This window comes from Paenibacillus sp. GD4 (assembly GCF_030846225.1).
Classification (GTDB): Bacteria; Bacillota; Bacilli; order Paenibacillales; family NBRC-103111; genus Paenibacillus_G; species Paenibacillus_G silviterrae.
On sequence record NZ_JAVCYK010000001.1, the window covers coordinates 4,759,036 to 4,784,743 of the forward strand.

Below are 25,708 nucleotides of genomic sequence, written 5' to 3' on the forward strand. Positions count from 1 at the left end.
CTTTTTTGTAACGGTCCGGCTCTTTATTTCACCGCGACCGGCAGCTGCTTGATTTGCTCGGCACTCGGGGTAATATAGAGTGTCTTCTGATGATCGTAGATGACAAAACCGGGCTTGGCTCCGCTCGGCTTGCGAACGTGCTTGATCAAGGTGAAGTCGACGGGAACCTGGCTCGATTCCTTGGCTTGGCTGTAGTAAGCGGCGAGCTGAGCGGCTTCGCTAAGGGTAGCTTCACCGTACTGAGCGCTTCGAATGACCACGTGGGAGCCCGGAATATCCTTTGTATGGAGCCACGTGTCCGACGGATGGGCGAGACGGTTCGTCAGATATTCGTTCTGTGTATTGTTTTTTCCTACATAGATCGGAATCCCCTCGCTGGAAGTGAAGCAGGACAGCTGGGGCTTCGCATTCGGCTTTTTCTTGCGGCCCTTCTTGTCCCTGTTTCTTAAGTAGCCCTGTTCGACCAGCTCCTCGCGGATTTCCTCTACGTCGCTCAGCGCGGCGCTGCTCAGCTGCTGCAGCACATTGTCCAGATAGCGTATTTCCTCATGGGCCTGCTCCATTTGCTCTTTTACGGCAATCAGGCTGTTCTTGCTCTTGGTATATTTCTTAAAATAACGCTGGGCATTTTCGGAGGGAGAGAGCAGAGGGTCCAGCTCGATCCGAATCGGGCGCTGCTCTTCATCATAATAATTGACGACCTCGATGTCCTTCATGCCTTTCCCGATCAAATGCATGGACGCCGTCAACAGCTCGCCGAGGACGCGGAACTTATCGGCATGCTTCGCTTCCTCCAGCGTTTCCTCCAGCTTTTCGAGTTTTTTTACATTTTTGCTCCGTTCGTTCGTAAGCAGCTTCAGCAGATCCGAGACCCGCTGCTTCACGGTATCCCGCTCCGCCTTGTCTCCGTAGTAGGCTTCGAGGCAGCGGCTCACCGAATCGAACGCGGCGACGGGCTCGCCCATATGCGTCAGCTCCACGACGGAGAATACCAGCTTGCCGCTTTTCGCTCCCTCGTAGATCGCAGGGATCGGTCCCTGACTCCGCAGTCGCTCCATCATTTCCGTAAAGGGCTTCCAGAGAAGCTCGAGCTCTCCTGTATGCTCTGTCATCCCAGCCCGATATACGATCTCCTTAGCGACCAAGGGACTGAGCCCGCTGAAGCGGCCGACCAGCCTCTGCTCCAGGCTAAGCGCCAAATCTTCGATATCGGAGGTCAACGCTTGGAGGAATTGCTCCTTCGTTACCTCGAAGGGATTTACTTTATGCTGCTCCGGCGGCGCTGTGTAGGTGCTTCCGGGCATAACGACCCGATAGCTGCTGATTGCCGGGGTTACATGGTGGATCCCGTCCAGGATCATCCCGGTGGCAGGGTCGAGCAGGATCAGATTGCTGTGCCTGCCCATAATCTCGATGACCAGCGTTTTGACGCTGACATCCCCCAGCTCATCGCGCTGACGCACCTGCATGTGGATCACCCGTTCCAAGCCCGGCTGGGTGATCGCTTCGATGATGCCGCCTTCACAGTGCTTTCTTAGCAGCATACAGAACATCGGCGCTTCCATCGGGTTCATATAGCTCATCTCCGTATAATGAACCCGCGGATACGTTGGATTGGCGGACAGCAGCAGCTTGACATTGCCCTGCTTTGCCCTTGTTTGCAATACGATATCATTGCCTGTAGGCATATGAATTTTATTGATTCTGCTGCCGACACAGCCTTGCAGCTCCTGCACCAGGCTGTGTACGACCAGACCGTCTAACGACATAACTGGACAACTCCGTTTCTATACAAAAAGACTTAAGTCGTGCTCTTCTTCTAATGATGCCATAGCTTAGCGGTTTACATCAATGACGATTCTCCCGGTGGTGCGCCCCTGAACGATGTCCTCGGCTGCTTGAGGCAGCTCGCGGAAAGGAAGAACCGTCATGAGGCTCTCCAGCCGCTCCTTCGGGAGCAGCTCGGCAAGGCGAGACCAGGCGGCCTCCCGAAGCTCAAGAGGTGCCATAACGGAGTCGATCCCCAGCAAGTTCACGCCCCGCAATATAAAAGGAAATACGGTTGTCTGCAGGGAGGAACCGCCCACCAACCCGCAGGCGGCAATGCTGCTGCCGTAAGCCATTCTGCTGAGAAGCGACGCTAGGGTGTCGCCGCCGACGGTGTCGACCGCCGCGCCCCAGCGCTCCGACTCCAGCGGCTTGCTAGGTCGAGCCAGCTCCTCGCGCGGTAGAAAGTGCCGGGCGCCCAGGCTGCGCAGGAAGTCGGCGGAAGCCTCGGGGCGCCCCGTTGAGGCTGTCACTTGGTGCCCGAGCAGGGAAAGCAGCAGCACCGCTACGCTGCCTACGCCGCCGCTGGCCCCCGTGACGATCACCTCGCGGCGGTCTGCGGCAAGCCCTTGCTTCTCCAGCGCCAGGACACACAGCATCGCCGTTAACCCGGCGGTACCGATGCCCATGGCTTGCAGCGCACTGAGTCCGCGGGGAAGGGGCAGAAGCCATTCGGCTTTCGTCCGGGCATATTGCGCGTACCCTCCCCAGAAGCGCTCTCCGGCGCCCCAGCCGGTCATGACGACCTCGTCCCCGGGCTGAAAGCGCGGGGAGCTTGAGCTCACCACCGTTCCGGCCCAATCGATCCCCGGTACCATCGGGTAGCTGCGGATGATTTTGCCTTGCCCCGTGACGGCAAGGCCATCCTTGTAATTCAAGCTGGAATATTGAATCTTCACCAGAATATCTCCCTCAGGCAGATCGGCGAGAGTAAGCTCGCGATACGCTGCCGACGGTCCCTCTGGGGTTGAGTCTACGACGAACGCTTGAAACGCCTCATGCTGCATACGGATCGTCTCCTTCCGTGTCCGGCTCATACGCCTTAGTTAACAAGCAAGTATAACGCAATGAGCGGCGTAAGTAAAATAGGCGGGTACCGGGCCCTTGTCTTTAGGACGTGGTGCTATTTTGCTGCTTGTCTGAATACATTTAGCCTAGACAACCTTTTGGGAGGGGAAGAAGCAAATGAGTCAGAAAAAGTGGTATCAATTGACGGGAGAGGAGACCCTGCAGCTGACGGGCACGGAGCCTGCCAAAGGGCTGACTTCAGAGCAAGCGGCGGATCGGCTGACGAAGCACGGACGCAACGAGCTGACGGACGGCCAGAGTGTCTCGCCGCTCACGTTATTTTTGAACCAATTCAAAGATTTCATGGTGCTGGTGCTGTTCGGTGCTACCTTGATTTCCGGACTTCTCGGCGAATACCTCGACGCGATTACGATCATCGCTATCATTATTATGAACGGAGTGCTCGGGTTCCTCCAGGAGTTTCGTGCGGAGAGGTCGCTGCGTGCCCTGAAGGAGCTCTCGGCCCCGAATGCGAAGGTGATCCGCGACGGAGCGCTGCTTCAGATTCCGGCGAGGGACCTGGTGCCCGGCGACGTCGTCCTGATCGAGAGCGGCGACCGGATCCCGGCGGATCTGCGTTTTGTCGAGACGCATGGCGTTTATGTCGAGGAATCGGCGTTAACAGGGGAGTCCGTGCCTGTTGCCAAGCATGTCGAAGCTCTTACGGAGGAAGAAATTCCTCTTGGCGACCAGCGGAATCTCGGCTTTATGGGAACGATGCTGACGCGCGGTACGGCGAAGGGAATCGTGATTCGGACCGGTATGGAAACCGAGATGGGCAAAATCGCGGATTTGATCCAAAATACCGACGCGATGGAAACGCCGCTGCAGCATCGTCTGGAGCAGCTCGGAAAAATACTCATTATCGTCGCGCTGGTGCTTACGGTGATGGTTGTCGTTGCGGGCATTCTGCACGGTCAGGAGCCCTACGGCATGTTCCTTGCCGGCGTCAGCCTGGCGGTAGCCGCGATCCCGGAAGGACTTCCGGCGATTGTGACGATTGCCTTGGCGCTTGGGGTACAGCGGATGATTCAGCGAAAAGCCATCGTGCGGAAGCTGCCTTCCGTTGAAACGCTGGGCTGCGCCTCGGTGATCTGCTCGGACAAAACAGGCACACTGACGCAAAACAAAATGACGGTAACGCATCTGTGGCTGGGTGGGCATGTGCTCGAGGTTTCCGGGGACGGCTATGATCCTCATGGGGCCATTACGAACCAAGGCGCTCCCGTCGATTTGCGCAATAATCAGATGCTTCGCCGGCTGCTGCAGGTATCGGTTCTTTGCAACAACGCAAGGCTTGTAGAGGAGCAGGTGGAAGGCAAGCGTAAGAAGAACGCAGAGCAGCCGGTCCGTATTTGGCAAATCAAGGGCGATCCGACGGAAGGCGCGCTTGTGGTGCTCGGAGCTAAGGCCGGTATGACTCATAGCTCTCTGGACGGGTTGTACCGCCGCGTGCTGGAGCTTCCTTTCGATTCCGAGCGGAAGCGGATGTCGGTAGTCGTGGAGCATCAGGGAGGACGCATGGTGTGCACCAAGGGGGCTCCGGATGTCCTGCTGGAGCAGTGCTCCTATGTGCTGTGGGATGAGAAAATCATTCCGTTCACGCCTACCTTAAAGCAGAAGGTGCTGGCCGCCAACGAAGGCATGGCGAAAAATGCGCTGCGCGTGCTCGGCCTCGCCTACCGCGAGCTGAAGCCGAACGACCGCTGCGAGGATGAAGGCGATGCGGAGCATCAGCTGATCTTTGTCGGGCTTACCGGCATGATCGACCCTCCACGGAAGGAAGTCCGCGATGCGATTGTCAAGTGTAAGCGCGCCGGCATCAAAACGGTAATGATTACCGGAGATCATCAGACTACGGCAGAGGCAATCGCCCGGCAGCTCGGGATTTTGCCGCAGGGCGGCTTGGCGCTGAACGGTCAGCAGCTGGCGGCGATGGACGACGATGCGCTGGATAAACGGGTTGACGATATTTACGTGTATGCCCGGGTTTCGCCGGAGCACAAGCTTCGTATCGTCAAGTCGCTGCAGCGCAAGGGCCATGTTGTCGCCATGACCGGCGATGGCGTTAACGATGCGCCGGCAATCAAGGCATCGGATATCGGAATCGCGATGGGCATCAGCGGTACCGACGTGTCCAAGGAAGCTTCCGCGCTTGTATTAAGCGACGACAATTTTGCGACGATCGTTGCAGCGATTGAAGAGGGCCGCGGGATTTACGAGAACATCCGCAAATTCATCCGGTACCTGCTTGCTTCGAACGTGGGCGAAATCATGACGATGTTCCTTGCGATGATGGCCGGACTGCCGCTGCCCCTCGTGCCGATACAGATTTTGTGGGTCAACCTCGTCACCGACGGTCTGCCTGCCATGGCACTCGGCGTAGACCAGGCGGAGAAGGATTTGATGCAGCAGAAGCCGCGCTCGGCTAAGGAGAACATCTTCGCCCGCCGCCTCGGCTGGAAGATCGTCAGCCGTGGGATTCTGATCGGCTTATGTACGCTCGCAGCCTTCTGGATCACACTGCAGCAGGGCGGCGACGAAGCGGGGACACTGGTCAAGGCGCAGACGGTTGCCTTCGTCACGCTCGTTATGGCACAGCTGATTCATGTCTTCGACTGCCGAAGCTCGCGTTCCATTTTTCACCGCAATCCGCTGCAGAACAAGTGGCTGGTATTTGCCGTCGTGTCGTCTCTGCTGCTGATGCTCCCCGTGCTGTATGTCGAGCAGCTGCAGCCGATCTTCAAGACGGTGCCGCTCGGTCTGCAGGACTGGATTCTGGTGCTCGGCTTTGCCGGGATCCCGACGTTCCTGATGGGCCTCGGCAGCCTGCTGAGCAAGCCCTCCAAGCGCCGTGTGCTGCCTCAGCGCGGGAACGGCTCCAAGCCGGTGAAAGCCGCATAGCTGTCAAACAACCGGTGTCCGCAGCTGCGGGCGCCGGTTATTGCTTTTTGCCTCCGTTTCGTGTAAAATTTTGCGGAAAAACTATGCATTCCTACCGTTTTACGATATGATTAGGGTCAAATGATAGATATGGGAGACAAGGCGATGAATTTCACGAAAATGCAAGGCTTAGGCAACGATTTTGTCGTCTTATCCGGTCATGAGGAGCTGCCGGCCGATGCGGCTGCGCTGGCTCGCAGGCTGTGTGACCGGCATTTTGGCATTGGCGCCGACGGGCTTGTCTTTATTTTGCCGTCTGCCCAGGGCGACTACATGATGCGGATTATCAATTCCGACGGCTCGGAGGCGGAACAGTGCGGCAACGCCATCCGCTGTGCCGCCAAATATATTTATGACAACGGCATGGTAGACCGTTCAAGAGAAACGCTGGTGATCGAGACGATCGGTGCAGGTCTGCAGCCGGTGGAGCTGACGATCGAGGACGGGGCGGTGACCGCCGTTCGCGTCGATATGGGGGAGCCGATCCTGAAAGGAACGAGCATTCCGACGACCATCGATCAAGAGAGAATCGTGGAGCATCCTGTCGTTGTCGACGGGAAGGAGTTCCGCTTTACCGCCGTATCCATGGGGAACCCGCACTGCGTTATTTTTGTCGAGGATGCCGTGGGGACGGATCTTCATCTGTGGGGGCCGAAGCTGGAGCATCATCCGTACTTCCCTAAGCGGACGAATGTAGAATTCGTTACGGTGAAATCCCGCAATTACGCGGATATGCGGGTGTGGGAGCGCGGGGCCGGATCTACGCTTGCTTGCGGTACGGGAGCTTGCGCCACTTTGGTGGCCGGTGTGCTGACCGGGCACTCGGACCGTATTTCCACCGTTTCGCTGAAGGGCGGAGAGCTTCTGATCGAATGGAACGAGGAAAATAATCGCGTTTATATGACGGGACCCGCTGAAACGGTGTTTAAAGGCACGCTTTAATGTTCATCATGGGAGGTAGGTGGCCGCTTTGGCGAAGCCAGACTTAAGAGAAGCGCTCCGCCGGCAGGTGCTGGTGGGAGACGGGGCAATGGGGACGTATTTATACCAGATGGGCTTTCCCGTCGGGATTTCATATGAAGAGCTCAATTTGCTGCAGCCGGAGAAGATCGCCGAGGTGCATCGCAGGTATTATGAAGCGGGAGCGCGGCTGATCGAGACGAATACCTTCTCTGCGAACCGGGAGAAGCTGTCGAAGTACGGACTCGAGAATGAGGTGGAGGCGATCAACCGCGCCGGCGTTGAGCTGGCCCGGAAGGCCGTCGGCAGCGACGCCTATGTGGTAGGCGCGATCGGCTCCATCCGCGCCGGCCGACGGAAAAATGTGCGGACCTCTAAGGTGAAGGAGGATTTGCGCCAGCAAATCGAGGTGCTGCTGGATACGCAGGTGGACGGGCTGCTGCTGGAATCGTTTTATGATTTGGAGGAGCTGCTGCTCGCGCTCAAGCTGATCCGCAAGGTGAGCTCGATCCCGGTCATCTGTCAGTTTGCAACCGAAGGCACGGGCATGACGCACGACGGCATTCCGCTCGACGAGGCGTTTGACAAGCTGAAGCAGCATGGTGCGGATGTCATCGGTTTTAACTGCCGCAGCGGTCCTAACGGCTTACTGCGTTCGCTGGAGAAGGTGGCGGATTTGGACGGCACGCTGCCGTTCTCGGTATTCCCTAATGCGGGGATCCCTGATTATGTGGATGGCCGGTACTCTTATGCCGCCACGCCGGAGTATTTTGCCGAAACGGCCTTGAAGTTCGCTCAGCTTGGCGCCCGCATCATCGGGGGCTGCTGCGGAACAACGCCCGAGCACATTGCGGCGATTTCAGGACAGCTGCAGAGCTACAACGTGCCGCTGGAGGACGTTAAGCGCCTTCGCCGGGAGCAAGCTCCCGTACCGGTCGTGAGTGAAGTGAAAGCTTCTGCGACGGCGATTCCTTCCACCGAGGAGGAGACTTTCGCGGAGGAGCCTAACCTTGTTGAGCTTGTGAAGCAGCGTCATACGGTGATCGTAGAGCTTGACCCTCCGACGGATCTGGATATCGGCAGATTCATGGAGGGAGCCAAAGCGCTGAAGGAAGCTCATGTCGATGCACTGACTATGGCCGATAATTCGCTGGCCGTAACCCGCATGAGCAATCTGGCGCTCGGCAGCCTGATCCGGGAACGGGTCGGCATTCGCCCGCTCATTCACATTGCCTGCCGGGACCGCAACATGATCGGTACGCAATCGCATATGATGGGGCTGCACGCCCTCGGTATCGACCATGTGCTTGCCGTTACCGGCGACCCGGCGAAATTCGGCGATTTGCCGGGCTCGAGCTCCGTATACGATCTGACCTCCTTCGAGATCATACGCATGATTAAGCAGTTGAATGAGGGCATCGCTTTCTCCGGCAAGCAGCTAAAGGAAAAAGCGAATTTCATCGTTGGCGCGGCCTTTAATCCTAACGTCAAATATTTGGACAAGGCGGTTCAGCGTCTGGAGCGCAAGGTGGAAGCAGGCGCCGATTACATCATGACCCAGCCGGTCTACGGACTGGAGCAGTTCGCCAAAATCCGCGAGGCCACGAAGCATCTGAGCATTCCGATCTTTATCGGCATCATGCCGCTTGCCAGCGGCAATAACGCCGAATATTTGCACAATGAGGTGCCGGGGATCCAGCTTTCGGATGAGGTGCGTCAGCGGATGAAGGGGCTCAGCGGCGCCGAAGGGCGCGCGATGGGGGTTCAAATCGCAAAGGAGCTGCTGGATGAGGCGATGAAGCACTTCAACGGCATCTATCTGATGACGCCTTTCTTATCTTACGGGATGACGGTGAAGCTGACCCAATATGTTTGGGAGAAGTCGAACCGCCGCGATTTACACTTGTCCCCTGTAGGAAAATGAATTAAAATAGGGTAATGGATGTGACTGCCAATGCTTCGCAGTATGACCGGCTTCGGTCAAGCCGCTCGAAGGGTGGCCGGCTATCAGGTGCAGATCGACCTGAAGTCGGTGAACCATCGCTATAGTGAAGTGATCGTTCGTATGCCCAGGGAGTGGGGGCGTTTCGAGGACGTATTGAAGAGGGCAGTACAGCAATACATTAAGCGTGGCCGTGTGGATGTGTTTGTTACGGTGGAGAGGGATCGGTCCGCGGTCCAATCCGTTCAGGTGGACTGGGTGATGGTGGAGGCTTACCGGCAGGCTGCCCTACAGCTGAAGGAACGTCTGTCGCTTACCGACGAACTCACTCTGCGTGATTTGCTTCGGATGCCAGAGCTGATCGTCATGCAGGACGATATCGACGTGGCGGACGAAGACATGGAGCGCGAGCTGCAGGCTTGCGCATCGGAAGCGGCCGAGCGGCTGACGGAGATGCGGGAGAGGGAAGGCACGCATCTGCAGAACGATCTGCAGCAGCGATTGGCTGCTTTGCGCGGTTATGCCGAGCAGGCTGCCGAACTGGCGCCAAAGGTTGTACAGGAGCATGCGGAGAAGCTGCGGGCAAGAATTCAGGAGCTCGTACAATCCCACATCGTCATTGATGAGACGAGATTGGCAACGGAAGTCGCCATCTTCGCCGACCGGGCGAATATCGACGAAGAGCTGACCAGGCTTCAGAGCCATTTCCAGCAATGCAGCGATATGCTTCGCTCCAGCGAAGCCGTGGGCCGTAAGCTCGATTTCCTGGTGCAGGAAATGAACCGCGAGGTCAATACGATCGGCTCGAAGGCCAACCATGCGACGTTAACCGCATTGGTCGTCGACATGAAGGCCGAGCTCGAGAAGATGCGCGAACAAATTCAAAACATAGAGTAACCGCAGAGCAACGTCGTGCCGCTACAGGCAAGGCACGACCAATCTCTTTCGTAATATCCATTTTTTTTGTTGGTTTGTTTTGGCCGATAAGCGAAGCGGAAAGGTAAGTGTTCACCGGAGAGTTTACGTGTCGCCTTTGAAATTGAATTCACTCCGCAGGAGTCTAATAAAAAGAATTCAATTTCAACAGCGACCGGAGGGGAATAGCTTACCTTGGAGCTGAGTCGTATCGACAATGTTATTACTAACAAAAAAAATTCCAGGGGGACCCAAATCAATGGCGATCAAACTTATTAATATCGGTTTTGGAAATATCGTATCCGCCAACCGGATCATTTCCATTGTCAGCCCGGAATCGGCGCCGATCAAACGGATCATTCAAGAAGCCCGCGACCGCCATATGCTGATTGATGCCACGTATGGCCGGCGTACCCGTGCCGTCATCATCACGGACAGCGACCATGTCATTTTGTCCGCGGTTCAGCCGGAGACGGTTGCGCATCGACTTTCCAATAAGGACGATGATCATGACGAATAATAGAAATGTTCCCCCGTCGGAGAGAGGGATTCTCATCGTTTTGTCCGGTCCGTCCGGAGTGGGGAAAGGAACCGTATGTAAAGCTTTGCGCGGCAAAGCGCCTGAGATTACGTATTCCGTATCGGCAACCACGCGAACACCGCGGGAAGGCGAGCTGGAGGGCGTGAATTATTTTTTCAAGTCCAGGGAAGAATTCCAGCAGCTTATCGATCAGGATCAAATGCTGGAGTGGGCCGAATATGTAGGCAATTTATACGGAACGCCGCGTAAATTTGTAGAGGATACCTTGAATTCCGGCAAGGATATCATTCTGGAGATCGAAGTCCAGGGAGCGCTTAAGGTAAAACAAAAGTTTCCGGAGGGCGTGTTTATTTTCCTGCTTCCACCCTCGCTTGTCGAGCTGGAGAGCCGCATCGTAGGCCGGGGAACGGAATCCGAGGATTCGATTCGCAGCCGGATGTCGGTGGCCGTAGAAGAAATCCGCTTAATGGAGCATTACGATTACGCGATTGTGAACGACCAGGTAGAGTCTGCCTGTGACCGTATTCAAGCGATTCTTACGGCAGAGCATTGCCGAAAGGACAGAATGCTGTCAAAAATCAAACATTGGATGGCAGAGGTGAGATAATTATGTTGTATCCTTCCATTGATAAGCTGCTCGGCAAGGTGGACAGCAAATACTCTTTGGTGGTGGCCGCTTCCAAGCGCGCCCGATTGCTGCGTGACGGTTCGAAAACAGAAGTACGCAATAAGAAATCGCATAAGTTCGTAGGACTCGCACTAGAGGAGATTTATGAAGATCACATTTCCTACGAGAAGCTGCAAGGCAAAGAAACACTGAAATAGATTCAAGAAAAAAACAACCCTCTGTGAGCGGTTGTTATTTTTTTCTTTGACGAGGTTAACGTGGGATACAAAGGATTTTTTGAGAAAGCAGTTCTATAGGGGGGAGATTCACTATGTTGAACGGCAAAACGATTGTACTGGGAGTCAGCGGGGGGATTGCCGTGTTCAAGGCGGCGGCGTTAACCAGCAAGCTGGCGCAGGCGGGAGCGAAGGTTCAAGTCATCCTGACGGAATCGGCATCCAAATTCGTCACGCCGTTAACGTTTCAGACATTATCGCGGCAGCCGGTGGCAATCGATACGTTCGATGAGAAGGATCCCTCGGTGGTTCAGCACATTGATCTGGCGGACCGCGCCGATCTCGTCGTCATCGCACCGGCAACGGCGAATATCATTGGCAAAATGGCGCATGGTTTGGCCGACGACATGCTCAGTACTACATTACTTGCGACAACGGCTCCGATTCTTGTAGCCCCCGCCATGAATGTTCATATGTACACCCATCCGGCGGTGCAGGAGAACCTGAAGACGCTGGCGGATCGCGGGGTTTATTTCGTAGAGCCGGGCACCGGCCAGCTGGCCTGCGGCTATGTAGGCAAAGGACGCTTAGCGGAGCCGGAGGAGATTCTCGCGGCCATTGTCGCGTTCTTTCAAGAAGATAAGCCCCTGCTGGGCACCAAGGTGCTGGTGACGGCAGGAGGCACTGTGGAAAGAATCGATCCGGTTCGCTATTTGACCAACGACTCGTCCGGTAAAATGGGCTACGCCATTGCCGAAGAAGCGCTTCGTATGGGAGCGGAAGTGACGCTGGTAACGGGGAAGGCGTCTGTTCCCGCGCCGTCCGGCGTTCATGTCGTGCCTGTGGAATCTGCGCTTCAGATGCTGGATGCAGTGCTGGAGCGGCTCTCTGAGCAGGATGTCGTCATTAAGGCGGCTGCGGTAGCCGATTACCGGCCTGCCGAGCAGGCGGAGCAGAAGATCAAGAAGAAGGAAGAGGAAATGTCGCTGAAGCTGGTCAAAAACCCGGATATCCTCCAGGCCCTCGGCGAGCGAAAAAAGCCGGGACAAATCATTGTCGGCTTTGCTGCGGAAACGAACAATGTTGAGGCGTACGCGATTGACAAGCTGAAGCGCAAGAAATCCGATCTGCTGGTGGCTAACGATGTGACTATGGCAGGAGCAGGCTTTGGAACGGATACGAACGTCGTTCGTATTTATGATGCAAACGGCTTGGTGGAGGCGCTGCCGCTTCTGTCCAAGCGTGAGGTGGGAAGAAGATTGCTGCTTCTCGTCAAGGAAAGGCTGAGAAAGGAAGAGTGAGCGGACGATTGTTTGCCAAGGTCATTGTAGATGTGCCGGCGCGTCAAACGAACCGGGCTTTTGACTATATCGTACCGGAAGGGATGCAAGGTCTCGTGGAGGTGGGAAGCCGCGTCGGAGTTCCCTTCGGGCCTAGAGTCGTACAAGGCTTCGTTACGGAGCTGCATCGCACGACGGAGCTGGATACGGCCAAGCTGAAGCCGATCTCACAGGTACTGGACGTGTCCCCGCCCTTAACGCCCGAGCTGGTCGAGCTGGGGCGATGGATCAGCCAAACCTACGTCTGTCATGAGGTCACTGCGCTGCAGGTGATGATCCCCGGGGCGCTTAAAGCGAAGTATGAGCGGCATGTGAGGGCTTTGGACGAAGCCGGCTCGTCCGGGCAGGCGCAGCTGCTGCTGCCGGAGCAGAAGGAGATTCTGAGCTATGTCCGAAGCAAGCAGTCGGTAGAGCTCAGCGCTTTATTAGAAAAGTATGCCTCGCAAGCGGTGATGGTAAGGCAGCTTCTGGAAGAAGGCTTTCTGGAAGAGGTACAGCTGATAAAGGACAGGCTCCAGTCCAAGAAGGTACTGACGATATTCCCTCCGGAGAATACAGAGCCGCTGGAAGCTTGGGTGGACGAGCTTCCCGCCCGGGCGGGGAAGCAGAAGGAAGTGCTGCGGCATTTTCAAGAGGATTCCCGGCCCATCCGGCTGACCGACCTGCTCTCGAAGCTGAATATCAGTGCAGGGACGGTGAAGTCGCTTGCTGAACGCGGGTGGCTTCGCATCGAGGAGGTCGAGGTGCTTCGCGATCCGTATGCGGACCGCGCCTTTCAGCCGACCTCGCCGCTGCCGCTGACACCTGAGCAGCAAGCGGTTTACGGTCGCATCCGGGATACGCTGGAGGAGCGGTCGCATCGGGTTTTTCTGCTGCAAGGGGTAACGGGCAGCGGGAAGACGGAGGTATACCTGCAGTCGATCCAGACCTGCCTCGATCAAGGCCGGGAAGCGATCGTGCTGGTTCCGGAGATTTCACTGACGCCGCAGATGGTGGAGCGGTTTAAGGGGCGGTTCGGCAACGCTGTCGCCGTGCTGCACAGCCGACTGTCTCATGGTGAACGGTACGACGAATGGCGTAAAATCATGCGCAAGCAGGTGAAGGTGGTCATCGGCGCGCGTTCGGCGATTTTTGCTCCTTTTACGAATATTGGACTCATTATTATTGATGAAGAGCACGAATCGTCGTACAAGCAGGAGGAGAGCCCCAAGTACCATGCCCGTGAGGTGGCGGCTGCGCGAGCCTCCCGTCTTGGAGCCGTCGTGGTGCTGGGCTCCGCTACGCCCTCGCTGGAGAGCATGTACCGCACCACGCAGGAGGCCGCGATCGAAGCGGGCACCGCGAGGCCGCCGTACGAGCTGCTTACGATGGCCTCCCGCGTAGAGGGTCGTCCTCTTCCGCCCGTGCATATAGTAGATATGAGGGAGGAGCTGAAGAGCGGAAATCGCTCTATGTTCAGCCGCGCCCTGTATAAAGCGATCCAAGAACGGTTAGACAAGAAAGAACAGACGGTTTTGCTGCTCAACCGCCGCGGCTACGCGACCTTCGTCATGTGCCGCACCTGCGGGTATGTCGCCGAGTGTCCGCATTGCGACATTTCGCTTACCTATCATCAGAACGCTAAGGTGATCCGCTGCCATTATTGCGGCTACGCGCAGCAGGAGCTGTCCGCTTGTCCCGAGTGCCAAAGCGAGCATATTCGCCATTTCGGCACAGGCACGCAGCGGGTCGAGGAAGAGCTGAGCAAGCTGTTCCCGGGAATTCGCGTCATACGGATGGATATCGACACGACCACTGAGAAGGGCTCCCACGAAAAATGGCTGACGATGTTCCGTAACCGGCAGGCGGATGTGCTGCTGGGAACGCAGATGGTAGCCAAGGGCCTTGATTTCCCTCATGTAACGTTAGTCGGCGCTTTGGCGGCGGATTCGGTGCTGAATTTGCCCGATTTTCGCGCATCCGAGCGCTCGTTTCAGCTGCTGACACAGGTCGCCGGCCGCGCAGGACGGCATCATCTGCCGGGCGAGGTGTTCGTACAGACGTACACTCCCGAGCATTACAGCATACTTACAGCGAGCAAGCACGATTATAACAGCTTTATCCGCAAGGAGCTGCTCATCCGCAAGGTGCACAATTATCCGCCGTTTCACCGGTTAATCCTGATTACGCTGTCGCACGAGCAGGTGCCGCTGCTGATACGATCAGGGGAGGCGCTCGCCGCCAGGCTCAAGGAGCTGGCCCGTGAATGTACGGCTGTGGAAGTGGTGGGAAGCGTTCCGCAGGGCAGGCCGGGAGCTCTATTCAAGCCGGTGGAGCTCGAGGTGCTGGGCCCGGTGGCGTCGCCGATCTCGCGGATCAAAGATAGATATCGATTCCAATGCATGGTAAAATATCGGGGAGAGACGGACGCGGCGGACCTGGTCCGCCAAGCCGCAGCCGTGTTGGACGATGCGGTAAAGCAGCAGAAGCTGACGATCAGCATCGACGTCGACCCTCAAGTATTAATGTAGAAGATCATGAAGAGGTGCGTGGTTAGTTATGGCGATTAAGATGATAGTTAAGGATCCCGATCCGGTATTGCGCGAGGTAGCGAAGCCGGTTCCGAAAATTACACCGAACATTCATAAGCTCTTGAACGATATGGCCGATACAATGTATGACGCACAGGGTGTAGGGCTGGCTGCCCCTCAGATCGGCATCCTGAAGCGTGTCATCGTGATGGATGTGGGAGATGACCACGGCTTGATCGAGCTGATCAATCCTGAGGTGATCGAGCGCGAGGGAGAGCAATTCGGACCCGAGGGCTGTCTCAGCATTCCCGGTATGACGGGGGATGTGCGCCGGGCGCAGCGCGTGAAGGTGAAGGGACTGAACCGAGACGGGGAGGAGATCGTCATTGAAGGGACGGATCTGCTGGCCCGCTGCATTTTGCACGAGGTGGACCATTTGAACGGGGTGCTGTACACGGATTTGGCGGAAGCGATGTATCGCAGCGAAGACCGCCCGGAGCGTGAGGAAGGATGAGAGTAGTATTCATGGGGACGCCGGAGTTTGCCGTGCCGTCCCTTCAAGCGTTGCTCGCAAACGATCGGGTGCAGGTAGTGGCGGTAGTGACCCAGCCGGATCGACCGGTAGGACGCAAGCGCGTGCTGACGCCTACCCCCGTGAAGGTGGAAGCGGGGAAGCACGGACTGCCGGTGCTGCAGCCGGAGCGACTGCGCCGGGCGGAGGCTGTGGAGGCGCTTCGCGAGTATGCGCCGGATCTGATCGTGACAGCCGCTTACGGGCAAATTTTGCCCAAGTCGGTATTGGACATGCCGAAGCTCGGATGCATTAACATCCATGCCTCGTTGCTGCCCAAATACCGCGGCGGCGCGCCGATTCATTATGCAGTGATGAACGGGGATGCGGTAACGGGCGTCACGATCATGTATATGGCCGAAGGGCTGGATACCGGAGATATGATCAGCCGGATCGAGGTGCCGATTACCGACGAGGATACAACCGGCACGATGTTTGAGAAACTAAGTGTGGCAGGAGCCGAGCTGCTGACGGATACGCTGCCTGCCCTGCTGGCCGGCGAGGTGAATGCCGTTCCCCAGAACGACGACGAGGCCGTGTATTCGCCCAATATTCAGCGGGAGCAGGAGAGAATCGATTGGAGTCTGCCTGCTCTGGGCATTTGGAACCTTGTTCGTGCCCTGCACCCGCGGCCTGGCGCTTTCACGCTGTGGAACGGAGAGGTGCTGAAGATTTGGAAATGTGAGAAGCCGGCTGCAGGACAAGCGATCGTCAAAGCGGAGCCGGGCACGGTCGTAGCAGTGTCTCCGCAGGGGATTGAGGTTGCCGCAGCGGATGGAATCGTCCGTATTACGGAGCTGCAGCCTGCAGGCAAGAAGGCGATGGCGGTAGAGGAATTCGTTAAGGGCGGCCAGTTGGCCGCAGGGACGAGATTAGGCTAAGAGCAATCGAAAGGAAATGCTTCAAGGCGATGCGATTGGGAAGCAGCGCCGAGGCTTACGGTGAAGGATATGAACGGAAGCAAGGATCGAACAGGCCCGAAAGGCCCGGCTCCGACAGCCGCGAGAAAAGGAAGCGCCCGCGAAGCGGCGTTGGACGTGCTCGTACGCATCGAGCAGGATCGCTCTTACAGCAACCTGCTGCTGAACCAGACGCTACAGAAGTATCGCCTGGACCGGGCGGATGCAGGGCTTGCTACAGAGATCGTTTATGGCACGATTCAGCGGCTGAACACGATCGATTATTTCCTGGAGCCCTTCGTTACGAAGGGACTCGGCAAGCTTCAGCCTTGGGTGCGCAGCTTGCTGCGGCTGAGCTTCTACCAGCTCTATTATCTTGAGCGGGTGCCGGACCACGCGGTGGTGAACGAAGCGGTGAACCTAGCGAAGCGCAAGGGTCATCAAGGCATCTCCGGCATGGTGAACGGCGTGCTGCGCAGCATCATCCGGCGCAAGGCGGAGCTGGTCATCCCGGATGATTTGCCGGCCGAGCGCCGCATTGCCCTTGCCGGGTCGCACCCCGAATGGATGGTGCGGCGGTGGGTTCGCCAGTTCGGCGAGCAGACGGCAATGCGCATCTGCGAGGCGAACAACACGCCTCCGCGCGTGAGCATCCGGGCGAACGCGCTCATGGGCAGCCGCGACGCTCTGGTGCAGCGGCTGCGCGAGGGAGGGCTCGATGCGGAGCCCTCAGCGGTTGCGCCGGCCGGCGTGCTTGTGCGCGGCGGCGGGAACATGGCCTTGACGCCGGAGTATGCGGCAGGCCTGTTCTCGGTGCAGGACGAGAGCTCGATGCTCGTCGCGGAATGGGTCGACCCGCAGCCGGGCGAGCGGGTGCTCGATTGCTGCGCCGCCCCGGGCGGCAAGACGGCGCATCTGGCCGAGAAGATGCAGGACCGCGGCGAGATCGTAGCCAGCGACATCCATGAGCATAAGGAGAAGCTGGTTCGCGAGCAGGCCGAACGGCTGGGGCTGCGCAGCATTCGCACGGTTGTGGCAGACGCTAAGGAGCTGCACCGCAAGTATGCTCCCGGCAGCTTCGACCGGATCCTGCTCGACGCCCCCTGCTCCGGACTCGGCGTCATTCGCCGTAAACCGGACATGAAGTGGGGCAAGGAGGAGCGGGAGCTCGCCGAGATTTGCGCCGTGCAGCGGGAGCTGCTGGAGGCGGTTCACGGGCTGCTGAAGCCGGGAGGCGTATTCGTCTATAGCACCTGTACCATTGAGAAGGCGGAGAATGAAGAGATGATCCGTTCCTTTTTGGACAAGCATCCGGAATATGAGCTTGAGGCGCCTCCCCAAGCAAAGGAAGCGGAGATCCAGATTTTCCCTTTCGATTTCGGCTCCGACGGCTTCTATATTGCGAGGCTTCGCAAACGAGCATAAGCGGTGCTATTGTGGTAAAATATACTGTGCCCTTCATGCGCAGGCTGAGGGCACTACTCTGACAAACAACAGGTTGTGATAAACGATATGGAGCATACGGAGCAGCAAATGACTGAAAAACGGCCGCCCAAAGGACCCGTGAACGAGAAGCCTTACGTCTACGACTTCACGCTGGAGCAGTGGCAGGATTGGGTGAAGGCGAACGGCGAGCCCGGTTTTCGTGCGGGACAAATTTTTGAATGGCTGTATGTCAAGCGAGTGTCGAGCTTCGAGGAAATGACCAATCTTCCGAAGGGGCTTCGGGAGAAGCTGACGACGCAGTTCGATTTCGTAACGCTGACGGAGGTCGCCAAGTACCAGTCCCAGGACGGTACGGTGAAGTTTCTGTTCGAGCTGACCGACAAAAATGCGATCGAAACGGTCATCATGAAGCACAGCTACGGCAACAGCGTCTGTGTGACCACACAGGTCGGCTGCCGGATCGGATGTACGTTCTGTGCGTCCACGCTGGGCGGGCTGAAGCGCAACTTGAGTCCCGGCGAAATCATCGCTCAGGTGGTCAAGGCGCAGCAGCTGCTGGATGCTACGCAGGAGCGGGTCAGCAGCATTGTCATCATGGGCATTGGCGAGCCGTTCGAGAACTATGACGCCGTCATGACGTTCCTGAAGGTTATGATTCATCCGAAGGGACTCAACATCGGGCAGCGTCATATTACGGTGTCGACGAGCGGTATCGTGCCGAATATTTACAAATTCGCCGAGGAGAATACGCAGATCAACCTGGCGATTTCGATCCATGCGCCGAACGACGAGCTGCGTTCGAAGCTGATGCCGGTAAACCGGCGCTTTCCGTTCGCGGATTTGATTGAGGCGTGCAAATATTATGTCGGCAAAACCGGCCGCCGTATTACGTTCGAGTATGCCCTGATGGGCGGAGTGAACGACCAGGCGGTGCATGCGGAGGAGCTGGCGAAGGTGCTGAAGGATTTCCCGCATGCGCATGTAAATTTGATTCCGGTCAACTATGTGTCGGAGCGCGATTACGTCCGTACGACGCGTGACGACATCTTTACGTTCCAGCGCATTTTGGAAAGAAGCAAGGTGAACGCCACGATCCGGCGGGAGCAGGGCAGCGATATTGCCGCCGCCTGCGGACAGCTGAGGGCGAAGCATATGGAAACGGGTGCGAGGTGAGATGAATCGATGCTGAAATTGGCGTACCAATCGGATATCGGCCGTGTACGGATGGTGAATGAGGACCGGGCGGTCGTGCAAGACGAGCTGAACGGGCTGTCGCTCGCCATCGTGGCCGACGGTATGGGCGGCCATCAGGCCGGAGACATTGCCAGTCAAATGGCGGTGGAATTGATCCAATTTCAGCTGCAAACCCTTCATCGGGAGATGTCGATTGAGGAGAGGAAGCAGCTGGTGAAGTCGGCGGTCGAAATCGCCAATGAGAAAATCTTCGAATTCGCCTCCAGGCGGGAGAACTACCATGGCATGGGGACCACGGTAGTGGTTGTTTTGGCGGACGAGCAGCATGTGGTTGTCGCCCATATCGGCGACAGCCGCGCTTACCGCGTACATAAGGGTCAGATGGAGCAGCTGACGGAGGACCATTCCTTGGTCAATGAGCTTGTAAAGAGCGGGCAAATTACGCGGGAGGAAGCGTTTCACCATCCTAGGCGCAATGTGCTGACCCGTGCTCTCGGAACCGAGCCGACCATTGAGGTGGACGTGCGGGATATCGCTTGGGAGCAAGGCGATGTGCTGCTGCTTTGCAGCGACGGCCTCAGCAGTCTGGTGGACCAGGAGAAGCTGACCGTACACATTACCGGGGAGGGCTCGCTCGAGGAGAAGGTAGTTCGCTTGATTTCCGAAGCCTTGAACGCCGGAGGAGACGACAACGTTACGGTTGTGCTCATGGAGAGCGCGCGGGATAGCGACTCAGCAAACGACGGAGAAACGGGGTGAGGATGAATGATCGGTAGACAGCTGGGAGGTCGCTACGAGATTCTGGAACGAGTCGGCGGCGGCGGGATGGCTATAGTTTACAAAGGACTAGATATTTTATTACATCGACATGTAGCCGTTAAAATACTAAGACAGCAGTATGTGCACGACGAGGAGTTTATTCAGCGTTTTCGCCGGGAAGCACAGGCAGCCGCATCATTATCCCACCCCAACGTGGTTAGTATTTACGATGTAGGGCAGGAAGAAGACGTACATTATATCGTGATGGAATACGTGGAGGGGCATACGCTAAACAGCTTGATCAAAGAACGGGCCCCGCTTCAGGTGGAAGAGGCGATTCATATTGCGGTGCAAATTTGCGATGCTCTGGACCATGCCCATCACAATCAAATCATCCACCGCGATATTAAGCCGCACAATATTCTTATCGGGCGTAACGGCCGGGTCAAGGTGACGGACTTCGGAATCGCGCGGGCGGTCACGTCCTCCACGATCACGCAGACCGGCTCCGTTGTAGGCTCCGTGCATTATTTTTCTCCCGAGCATGCCAAAGGAACGCCGACCGGCGAACAATCGGACCTGTATTCCTTGGGGATCGTCATGTACCAAATGCTCACAGGACGTCTGCCTTTCCTTGGGGAAAGCCCGATCAGTGTTGCGCTGAAGCATCTGCAGGAGGATGTGGAGGAGCCGCGCAAGGTAAATCCGCTTATTCCGCAAAGCGTGGAGAACATTATTCTACGCGCGATGCGCAAAAGCACGACGGAGCGTTACCGGACGGCGCAGGACATGATGAGCGATCTGGAGGCATGCTTGCAGCCGCATCGCCGGAATGAGCCCAAGGTGAACTTCTTCGATGAGGACGAGATGGATGAGGAGAAGACACGGGTTATCCCCGCTCTTCGGCCGAGTCAATATGCCCCTCAGGAGAGGGCGGCTGCTGCCGAGGCTTCGGAAGAGGAAGAGTCGGAGGCTCCTGCCGAGCAGGGGAAGAAAAAGCGCCGCTGGGTCAAGCCTTTGATCTGGTTTATCGTCTTGATGGCCCTTCTGGCAGGAATGTGGTCGCTTGTCGGTTACGTGAAGGGGATGCTGGTGGTACCTGAGGTCGAGGTGCCGAACGTGGTAGGCAAGCCTTTGACGGAGGCGCAGGCGGCCCTCATCGCCCTCAAGCTCGTGCCCGACGTATCGTATGAGGTGAACAAGGAGATCGCGAAGGATACCGTTCTGCGTCAAAGCAGCACGAATACCAAGGTGAAGGAAAACTCAACGGTGAAGCTGACCGTCAGCAAGGGGCCGGAGCTCGAGAAGCTGCCGAACCTGGTCGGACAGAAGCTGGTAGAGGCGAAGATGGCGTTGAATGCGCTGGGCATTAAGGATGACAGCAGGATCAAGGTTGAGAAAAAATATATGGATGAGCCGCCCGATACGGTGCTGGTGCAGAACCCGGCTGCCGGTACGGAGGTCGATCCGGCGACGGCAACGGTCGTCCTGACGATCAGTCAAGGCAGGGAAACGTTCAAAATGCCGAACCTGGTCGGCTTGACGGAGGCGGAGGCGCGTAACCGGATTACGGTCAGCAACCTGAAGCTTGCGAAGGACGGCATCAATGTAGAGACCAGCTACAAGCAGCCGAAGGGAAAGGTCATTACCCAGTTCCCGTTCCAGCCTAACGAAGAGGTTTCGGCCGGATCGGAGATCAAGCTGATCATTAGCTCGGGTCTTCCGGAGGAAGCCGGTCCGATGACGGTAAGCGTTCCGGTGAAGCCTGCGCGGGAAGGCAAGAGCTCTACAGTCAAAATTTTGCTGACGGACGCGCAGTATGATAATTTCGAGTATCAAACGCTTAATATAACCAAGACGGAGGCCGTCAGCGTCAAGCTGGTGGTATCGCCCGAGAAGAACGCGACCATTCAGGTGAAGGTCGATAATGCGACAGCCGATATTATGACGGTCACCTACCAGGATTATCTCGCTCAGAAGAACGGCAAGCCGTCCGCGCCGTCAGGTACGAATCCTGCGCCGGGGACAACAGCCCCCGCGCCGACTCCTACGCCTGCACCGGGAACCGGCACGGCGCCGGCAAGCGGCGGAACAGGCGCAGCCACACCGTCTACGGGCGGAGCGCAAAGCGGCAATACGTCTGGAGCTCCAACAACTACAACAGGCACAGGAGGCAGAACTCAATAATGCCAGCAGGTTTAATCGTGAAGGCGCTAAGCGGATATTACTACGTACTTCCGGATGATTCGGAGGATCGGGAGCCGGTGCAATGCCGGGCAAGAGGAATCTTCAAGAAAAGGGGAGTCTCCCCCTTGGTTGGAGACCGAGTGGAATTTGAGCTGACGGAGAACGGCGAGGGGACGGTCGCTGAAATTCTCCCCCGTCATTCGGAGCTGGTGAGACCTCCTATTGCAAATGTCGATCTTGTCGTACTGGTGTTCTCTGTGACCGAGCCGACGCTAAACCTGCAGCTGTTGGATAAGTTTCTTGTGCACACGGAAAGCGCAGGACTGGATACGGTCATTTGCTTTACGAAGCAGGATCTCGTTCCCGGCTCTGCTTCGATGGAAACCGCCTCCGAGCTGACGGGGAGCGAGGAAGAGGAGGCGGCTTCGCTGGATTCCGCCGTTCAATTATACGAATCGATCGGTTATCCGGTACTGATGACAAGCGCCAAGGAAGGCATCGGCGTAGCCGAGGTGGAGCGGCGTTTGGTCGGCCGCATCGGCGTATTCGCCGGTCAATCCGGCGTCGGGAAGTCCTCGCTGCTTAATGCGATGATTCCCGGCCTTGATCTGGAAACGAATGCGATCAGCAATAAGCTGGGCCGCGGGAAGCATACGACCCGCCATGTCGAGCTGATTCGGCTGCCGAACGGGGGCATTGTGGCGGATACGCCGGGCTTCAGCTCGCTTGATTTTCTGCAGATTGAAGAGGCGGAGGAGCTCAGCTCCTGCTTCCGGGAATTCCAGCCGCTTTCCGAGCAATGCCGCTTCCGCGGCTGCCTTCATCAGCACGAGCCGGACTGTAAGGTGCAAGAGGCTGTGGCGGAAGGGCAAGTCGCCTCATCTCGGTACAATCACTATTTGCAATTTTTGACTGAAATTAAAGAGAGAAAAAGGAGGTATTGATCATGCTTCGAATCGCCCCTTCTATTTTATCTGCAGACTTCTCCCGGTTGGGGGAAGACATTGCGGACGTTGAGCGCGGCGGAGCGGATTGGATCCACGTCGATGTTATGGACGGACATTTCGTTCCGAACATTACCATTGGCCCCCTTGTCGTGGAGTCGATTCGTCCGATCACCAAGCTCCCGCTTGACGTACATCTGATGATCGAGGAGCCTGACCGATACATTCCTGCCTTCGCCAAGGCCGGGGCGGACCTGATCTCCGTCCACGTGGAGGCGGCGCGCCATCTGCACCGGACGGTGCATCTGATTAAAGAGCAGGGGGTCAAGGCAGGCATTGTTCTGAATCCGGCGACACCTTTGTCGTCCCTGGAGCATGTGCTTACCGGGGCCGTAGATCTGATCCTGATCATGACGGTGAATCCGGGCTTCGGAGGACAGCAGTTCATTCCTGAGATGCTGCCGAAGATTACACGTCTTCGTCAAATGCTGAACGAGCGAGGCTTGGATCATGTCGATATCGAGGTCGACGGGGGGATTAACCCGGAGACGGCCAAGCAGGTCATTGCAGCCGGCGCGAACGTGCTCGTGGCAGGCAACGCGATCTTTAACCAACAGGATCGGGCGGAAGCAATTCGCCGGATTCGCGGAACGGGGGCGTGAGGGAGCATGCGTGCCTTAGCTGTCCTTGGCTTCAGCCTGCTTTGCGCGATTTTTCTTAGCTTGTTCTCCCACATCCAGGACTTATTGAAGTATGTATTTTCCCTAGGCGCTCTGTTCGCAGGCATTCAGTTTTTCAAACGATATGAGGAGCGCAGCCTGCGGATTTGGTTCGTCGCTTTGACGATCGTATTTTACTTCATCTTCGCTTTCATTTATGCCGTCTATGTCGCTATGCAGCAGATGCCTGCTCCTTCATGATTACGGTGCTCCTTTCGAGGATAGCGGTTTGATAAACGGCCACGCCTAACGGCGTCCTTTTCATGATCTCTGCGTGCTAAGCCTCTCTTGAAGTCGTGTCCATTGGAATGGATTTACGGTAAGGATGCGACTTCAAAGGCGGTCCGCTAGCTTTCCACACCTACGCATTTCCCCTCGGATCTACCCATACCTTTGATTTGATCAGAACGCATCCCAATCTGCGGTCGGGACCTGTTCAGCTTTGAATTCTGCAAATACGCAACTTTATCCCACGATTTGTATCAGAAGCAAGAAGATTTCTGCGTAAATACAACATTCCAGACCATTTGCCTCGTTTTCCGCCATTGCGCGTTCCTAAAGCTGTCAATTGTCACAAATCTCGATCCGAACCCCGCTTAAGCTTGTGGATTTCTGCATTTTAGCACCTTTGCCCCCCTTGCCTTATACGTTTTGGCTTAGCAGGTTCGCAGAAGTGCGTTCCCGTGGCACATTTTCCGCTAAGCAGTGCGGGTTATTTTCGTTTGATGCCCGTACGGAACCCTAGCAGATCCTTCGGCGAAAATAGCTTTTTTTCAGAGTGTCAGCCCTCCCGTTTGCTCCATCTTGTCATAAATCCAGTGGGTCTTTAATATGAATAAATCAAAAGTACGCGCTTTTGTAACCTTTTTCTTTTTGCGCAGGCGGGCTTTGGGAAGTCACGTTTTGGCCGCGAAGGAATATACTAGGTATGTGCTTCGGTAGGTGGGTCCGGACGCCACCGGGAGCAGCGCACGGCTTTGCTGAAGCAAAGCTCCGAGGAAGATCGAACGAAAGCGGCTTTGCTTCAGCAAAGCACGTCAGAGGAGGGGTACGAGATGAAATTTTACACTATCAAGCTTCCGAAGTTTTTGGGTGGATTCGTGAAAGCCGTACTTAACACGTTCAGCAAAAACTGACGATTCGCGTTGGTGCATACTTAAGCGGAGCGAGCCGCAAGGGTGCTCCGTCTCCGCCAACTAAAAAAAGCACCTGAGTCAGGTGCTTTTTGCTTGTATAGCTATTATACGCGAGTAACCTTGCCAGCTTTCAGAGCTCGGGTGCTAACCCAAACGCGCTTCGGCTTGCCGTCCACCAGAATGCGAACCTTCTGTACGTTGACACCCCAAGTGCGTCTTGTCTTATTGTTCGCATGGGAAACGTTGTTTCCGGTACCCGGACCTTTACCAGTGATGAAACATTTGCGGGACATTGTATTACACCTCCTTAAAAAGCTCCGACGGTTTCAAGATCGATAGCTGCTCTCCACTTTCTTTGCGTTCAAAACACACTTGAATATCATATCACAGCACATAAGCGGGCGTCAACGCGAAGCACGCCGATTTATGCAATATTCATCAATTTATTTATTTCTTTTCATATCTATAGTACAATGAAAAATAGTCCATCCTAATCATTGTATATTTTAAAGGAGCTGTTGGAGATGGCTATAGAACTGGCGACAGAGTATGGCAAGGTGTTTGTAACGGATGAAGTCATCGCAGTGCTTGCAGGCTCGGCGGCATTGGATTGCTACGGCTTGGTCGGCATGGCTTCACGCAATCAGCTCAAGGATGGGATCGCCGAATTATTGCGCCGGGACAATTTGAGTCGCGGGGTAGAGGTACATAGAGACGAACAGGGCTTGATGGCGATCGATTTATATATCGTCGTCAGCTACGGCACGAAGATTTCCGTGGTGGCGCATAATGTGCAAACCAAGGTGAAATATGTACTGAACGACGTGGCCGGCCTTAAGGTGGAGAACGTCAACATTTTTGTATCCGGTGTCCGGGTTGCGCAGTAGACAGCATGATTGGTTCCAGCGATTCATGGCAACTGGCGCATTCGCCTTGCGGTGCGGCAGTTGCTTAGGGGTCCGGA

General features: G+C 56.4%; 23 protein-coding genes. 20 read left to right on the top strand and 3 right to left on the bottom strand.

Going from position 1 to position 25,708, the window contains the following annotated elements; translation table 11 throughout:
• Positions 1-23: 23 nt before the first annotated feature.
• Both RAC89_RS22490 and RAC89_RS22495 read right to left on the bottom strand, forming a co-directional pair.
• The gene (locus tag RAC89_RS22490) at positions 24-1,769 is read right to left on the bottom strand and encodes an Rqc2 family fibronectin-binding protein (protein ID WP_306615857.1); all 1,746 of its coding nucleotides are present in this window, start codon (positions 1,767-1,769) and stop codon (positions 24-26) included.
• A 66-nt stretch (positions 1,770-1,835) separates the two neighbouring features.
• On the bottom strand, positions 1,836-2,834 hold the full coding sequence (locus tag RAC89_RS22495) for an MDR family oxidoreductase (RefSeq protein WP_306615858.1): 999 nt from the start codon (positions 2,832-2,834) through the stop codon (positions 1,836-1,838).
• 178 nt (positions 2,835-3,012) lie between these two features.
• On the opposite strand from RAC89_RS22495, the gene RAC89_RS22500 reads away from it, so the two are divergent.
• The 19 genes from RAC89_RS22500 to spoVM all read left to right on the top strand — a co-directional run bounded on the left by RAC89_RS22500 (position 3,013) and on the right by spoVM (position 24,744).
• On the top strand, positions 3,013-5,799 hold the full coding sequence (locus tag RAC89_RS22500; protein WP_306615859.1) for a calcium-translocating P-type ATPase, SERCA-type: 2,787 nt from the start codon (positions 3,013-3,015) through the stop codon (positions 5,797-5,799).
• 144 nt (positions 5,800-5,943) lie between these two features.
• Positions 5,944-6,780 carry a diaminopimelate epimerase gene (gene dapF / locus RAC89_RS22505; protein ID WP_306615860.1) on the top strand — a complete coding sequence of 279 codons (837 nt, stop codon included), beginning with the start codon at positions 5,944-5,946 and terminating at the stop codon, positions 6,778-6,780.
• Between the two features lie 88 nt (positions 6,781-6,868).
• A complete protein-coding gene (locus RAC89_RS22510; protein ID WP_373430035.1) occupies positions 6,869-8,722 on the top strand; it encodes a bifunctional homocysteine S-methyltransferase/methylenetetrahydrofolate reductase in 1,854 nt (617 codons plus the stop codon).
• 30 nt (positions 8,723-8,752) lie between these two features.
• Complete coding sequence (locus RAC89_RS22515) at positions 8,753-9,637, top strand: YicC/YloC family endoribonuclease (RefSeq protein ID WP_306615862.1); 885 nt, start codon at positions 8,753-8,755, stop codon at positions 9,635-9,637.
• Positions 9,638-9,914: 277 nt separating this feature from the next.
• Complete coding sequence (remA, locus tag RAC89_RS22520; RefSeq protein WP_009672664.1) at positions 9,915-10,175, top strand: extracellular matrix/biofilm regulator RemA; 261 nt, start codon at positions 9,915-9,917, stop codon at positions 10,173-10,175.
• Positions 10,165-10,803 (top strand): guanylate kinase, encoded by a 639-nt coding sequence (gene gmk / locus RAC89_RS22525; protein WP_284638924.1) that lies wholly within the window; start codon positions 10,165-10,167, stop codon positions 10,801-10,803. The genes remA and gmk overlap by 11 nt, the downstream gene beginning before the upstream one ends.
• A 2-nt stretch (positions 10,804-10,805) precedes the next feature.
• On the top strand, positions 10,806-11,021 hold the full coding sequence (gene rpoZ, locus RAC89_RS22530) for a DNA-directed RNA polymerase subunit omega (protein ID WP_306615863.1): 216 nt from the start codon (positions 10,806-10,808) through the stop codon (positions 11,019-11,021).
• A 113-nt stretch (positions 11,022-11,134) separates the two neighbouring features.
• Positions 11,135-12,340 (top strand): bifunctional phosphopantothenoylcysteine decarboxylase/phosphopantothenate--cysteine ligase CoaBC, encoded by a 1,206-nt coding sequence (gene coaBC, locus RAC89_RS22535; protein ID WP_306615864.1) that lies wholly within the window; start codon positions 11,135-11,137, stop codon positions 12,338-12,340.
• 8 nt (positions 12,341-12,348) lie between these two features.
• Positions 12,349-14,889: a primosomal protein N' gene (gene priA / locus RAC89_RS22540; RefSeq protein ID WP_306616166.1), complete on the top strand. Its 2,541-nt coding sequence runs from the start codon at positions 12,349-12,351 to the stop codon at positions 14,887-14,889.
• 28 nt (positions 14,890-14,917) lie between these two features.
• A complete protein-coding gene (gene def, locus RAC89_RS22545; RefSeq protein WP_284638927.1) occupies positions 14,918-15,403 on the top strand; it encodes a peptide deformylase in 486 nt (161 codons plus the stop codon).
• The gene (fmt, locus tag RAC89_RS22550) at positions 15,400-16,341 is read left to right on the top strand and encodes a methionyl-tRNA formyltransferase (RefSeq protein ID WP_306615865.1); all 942 of its coding nucleotides are present in this window, start codon (positions 15,400-15,402) and stop codon (positions 16,339-16,341) included. Before def ends, fmt begins: the two co-directional genes overlap by 4 nt.
• A gap of 69 nt (positions 16,342-16,410) precedes the next feature.
• The gene (gene rsmB, locus RAC89_RS22555) at positions 16,411-17,784 is read left to right on the top strand and encodes a 16S rRNA (cytosine(967)-C(5))-methyltransferase RsmB (protein ID WP_306615866.1); all 1,374 of its coding nucleotides are present in this window, start codon (positions 16,411-16,413) and stop codon (positions 17,782-17,784) included.
• Between the two features lie 87 nt (positions 17,785-17,871).
• Complete coding sequence (rlmN, locus tag RAC89_RS22560) at positions 17,872-18,978, top strand: dual-specificity RNA methyltransferase RlmN (RefSeq protein ID WP_483874685.1); 1,107 nt, start codon at positions 17,872-17,874, stop codon at positions 18,976-18,978.
• A 9-nt stretch (positions 18,979-18,987) separates the two neighbouring features.
• Complete coding sequence (locus tag RAC89_RS22565) at positions 18,988-19,758, top strand: Stp1/IreP family PP2C-type Ser/Thr phosphatase (protein WP_306615867.1); 771 nt, start codon at positions 18,988-18,990, stop codon at positions 19,756-19,758.
• A 6-nt stretch (positions 19,759-19,764) separates the two neighbouring features.
• Positions 19,765-21,945 (top strand): Stk1 family PASTA domain-containing Ser/Thr kinase, encoded by a 2,181-nt coding sequence (gene pknB, locus RAC89_RS22570; protein ID WP_306615868.1) that lies wholly within the window; start codon positions 19,765-19,767, stop codon positions 21,943-21,945.
• On the top strand, positions 21,945-22,889 hold the full coding sequence (gene rsgA, locus RAC89_RS22575; RefSeq protein WP_306615869.1) for a ribosome small subunit-dependent GTPase A: 945 nt from the start codon (positions 21,945-21,947) through the stop codon (positions 22,887-22,889). The genes pknB and rsgA overlap by 1 nt, the downstream gene beginning before the upstream one ends.
• Positions 22,890-22,891: 2 nt before the next feature.
• Positions 22,892-23,551 (top strand): ribulose-phosphate 3-epimerase, encoded by a 660-nt coding sequence (rpe, locus tag RAC89_RS22580; protein WP_306615870.1) that lies wholly within the window; start codon positions 22,892-22,894, stop codon positions 23,549-23,551.
• A gap of 6 nt (positions 23,552-23,557) precedes the next feature.
• Positions 23,558-23,809, top strand: coding sequence for a hypothetical protein (locus RAC89_RS22585; protein WP_306615871.1), 252 nt, complete (start codon positions 23,558-23,560; stop codon positions 23,807-23,809).
• An 854-nt stretch (positions 23,810-24,663) separates the two neighbouring features.
• Positions 24,664-24,744, top strand: a complete 81-nt coding sequence (gene spoVM, locus RAC89_RS22590; RefSeq protein ID WP_014652194.1) for a stage V sporulation protein SpoVM — start codon at positions 24,664-24,666, stop codon at positions 24,742-24,744.
• Positions 24,745-24,848: 104 nt separating this feature from the next.
• On the opposite strand, the gene rpmB is transcribed toward spoVM, so the two are convergent.
• Positions 24,849-25,037: a 50S ribosomal protein L28 gene (gene rpmB / locus RAC89_RS22595; protein WP_284638935.1), complete on the bottom strand. Its 189-nt coding sequence runs from the start codon at positions 25,035-25,037 to the stop codon at positions 24,849-24,851.
• Positions 25,038-25,268: 231 nt separating this feature from the next.
• Here rpmB and RAC89_RS22600 point away from each other — a divergent pair, with 231 nt between their 5' ends.
• The gene (locus RAC89_RS22600; protein ID WP_306615872.1) at positions 25,269-25,631 is read left to right on the top strand and encodes an Asp23/Gls24 family envelope stress response protein; all 363 of its coding nucleotides are present in this window, start codon (positions 25,269-25,271) and stop codon (positions 25,629-25,631) included.
• Positions 25,632-25,708: the final 77 nt, after the last annotated feature.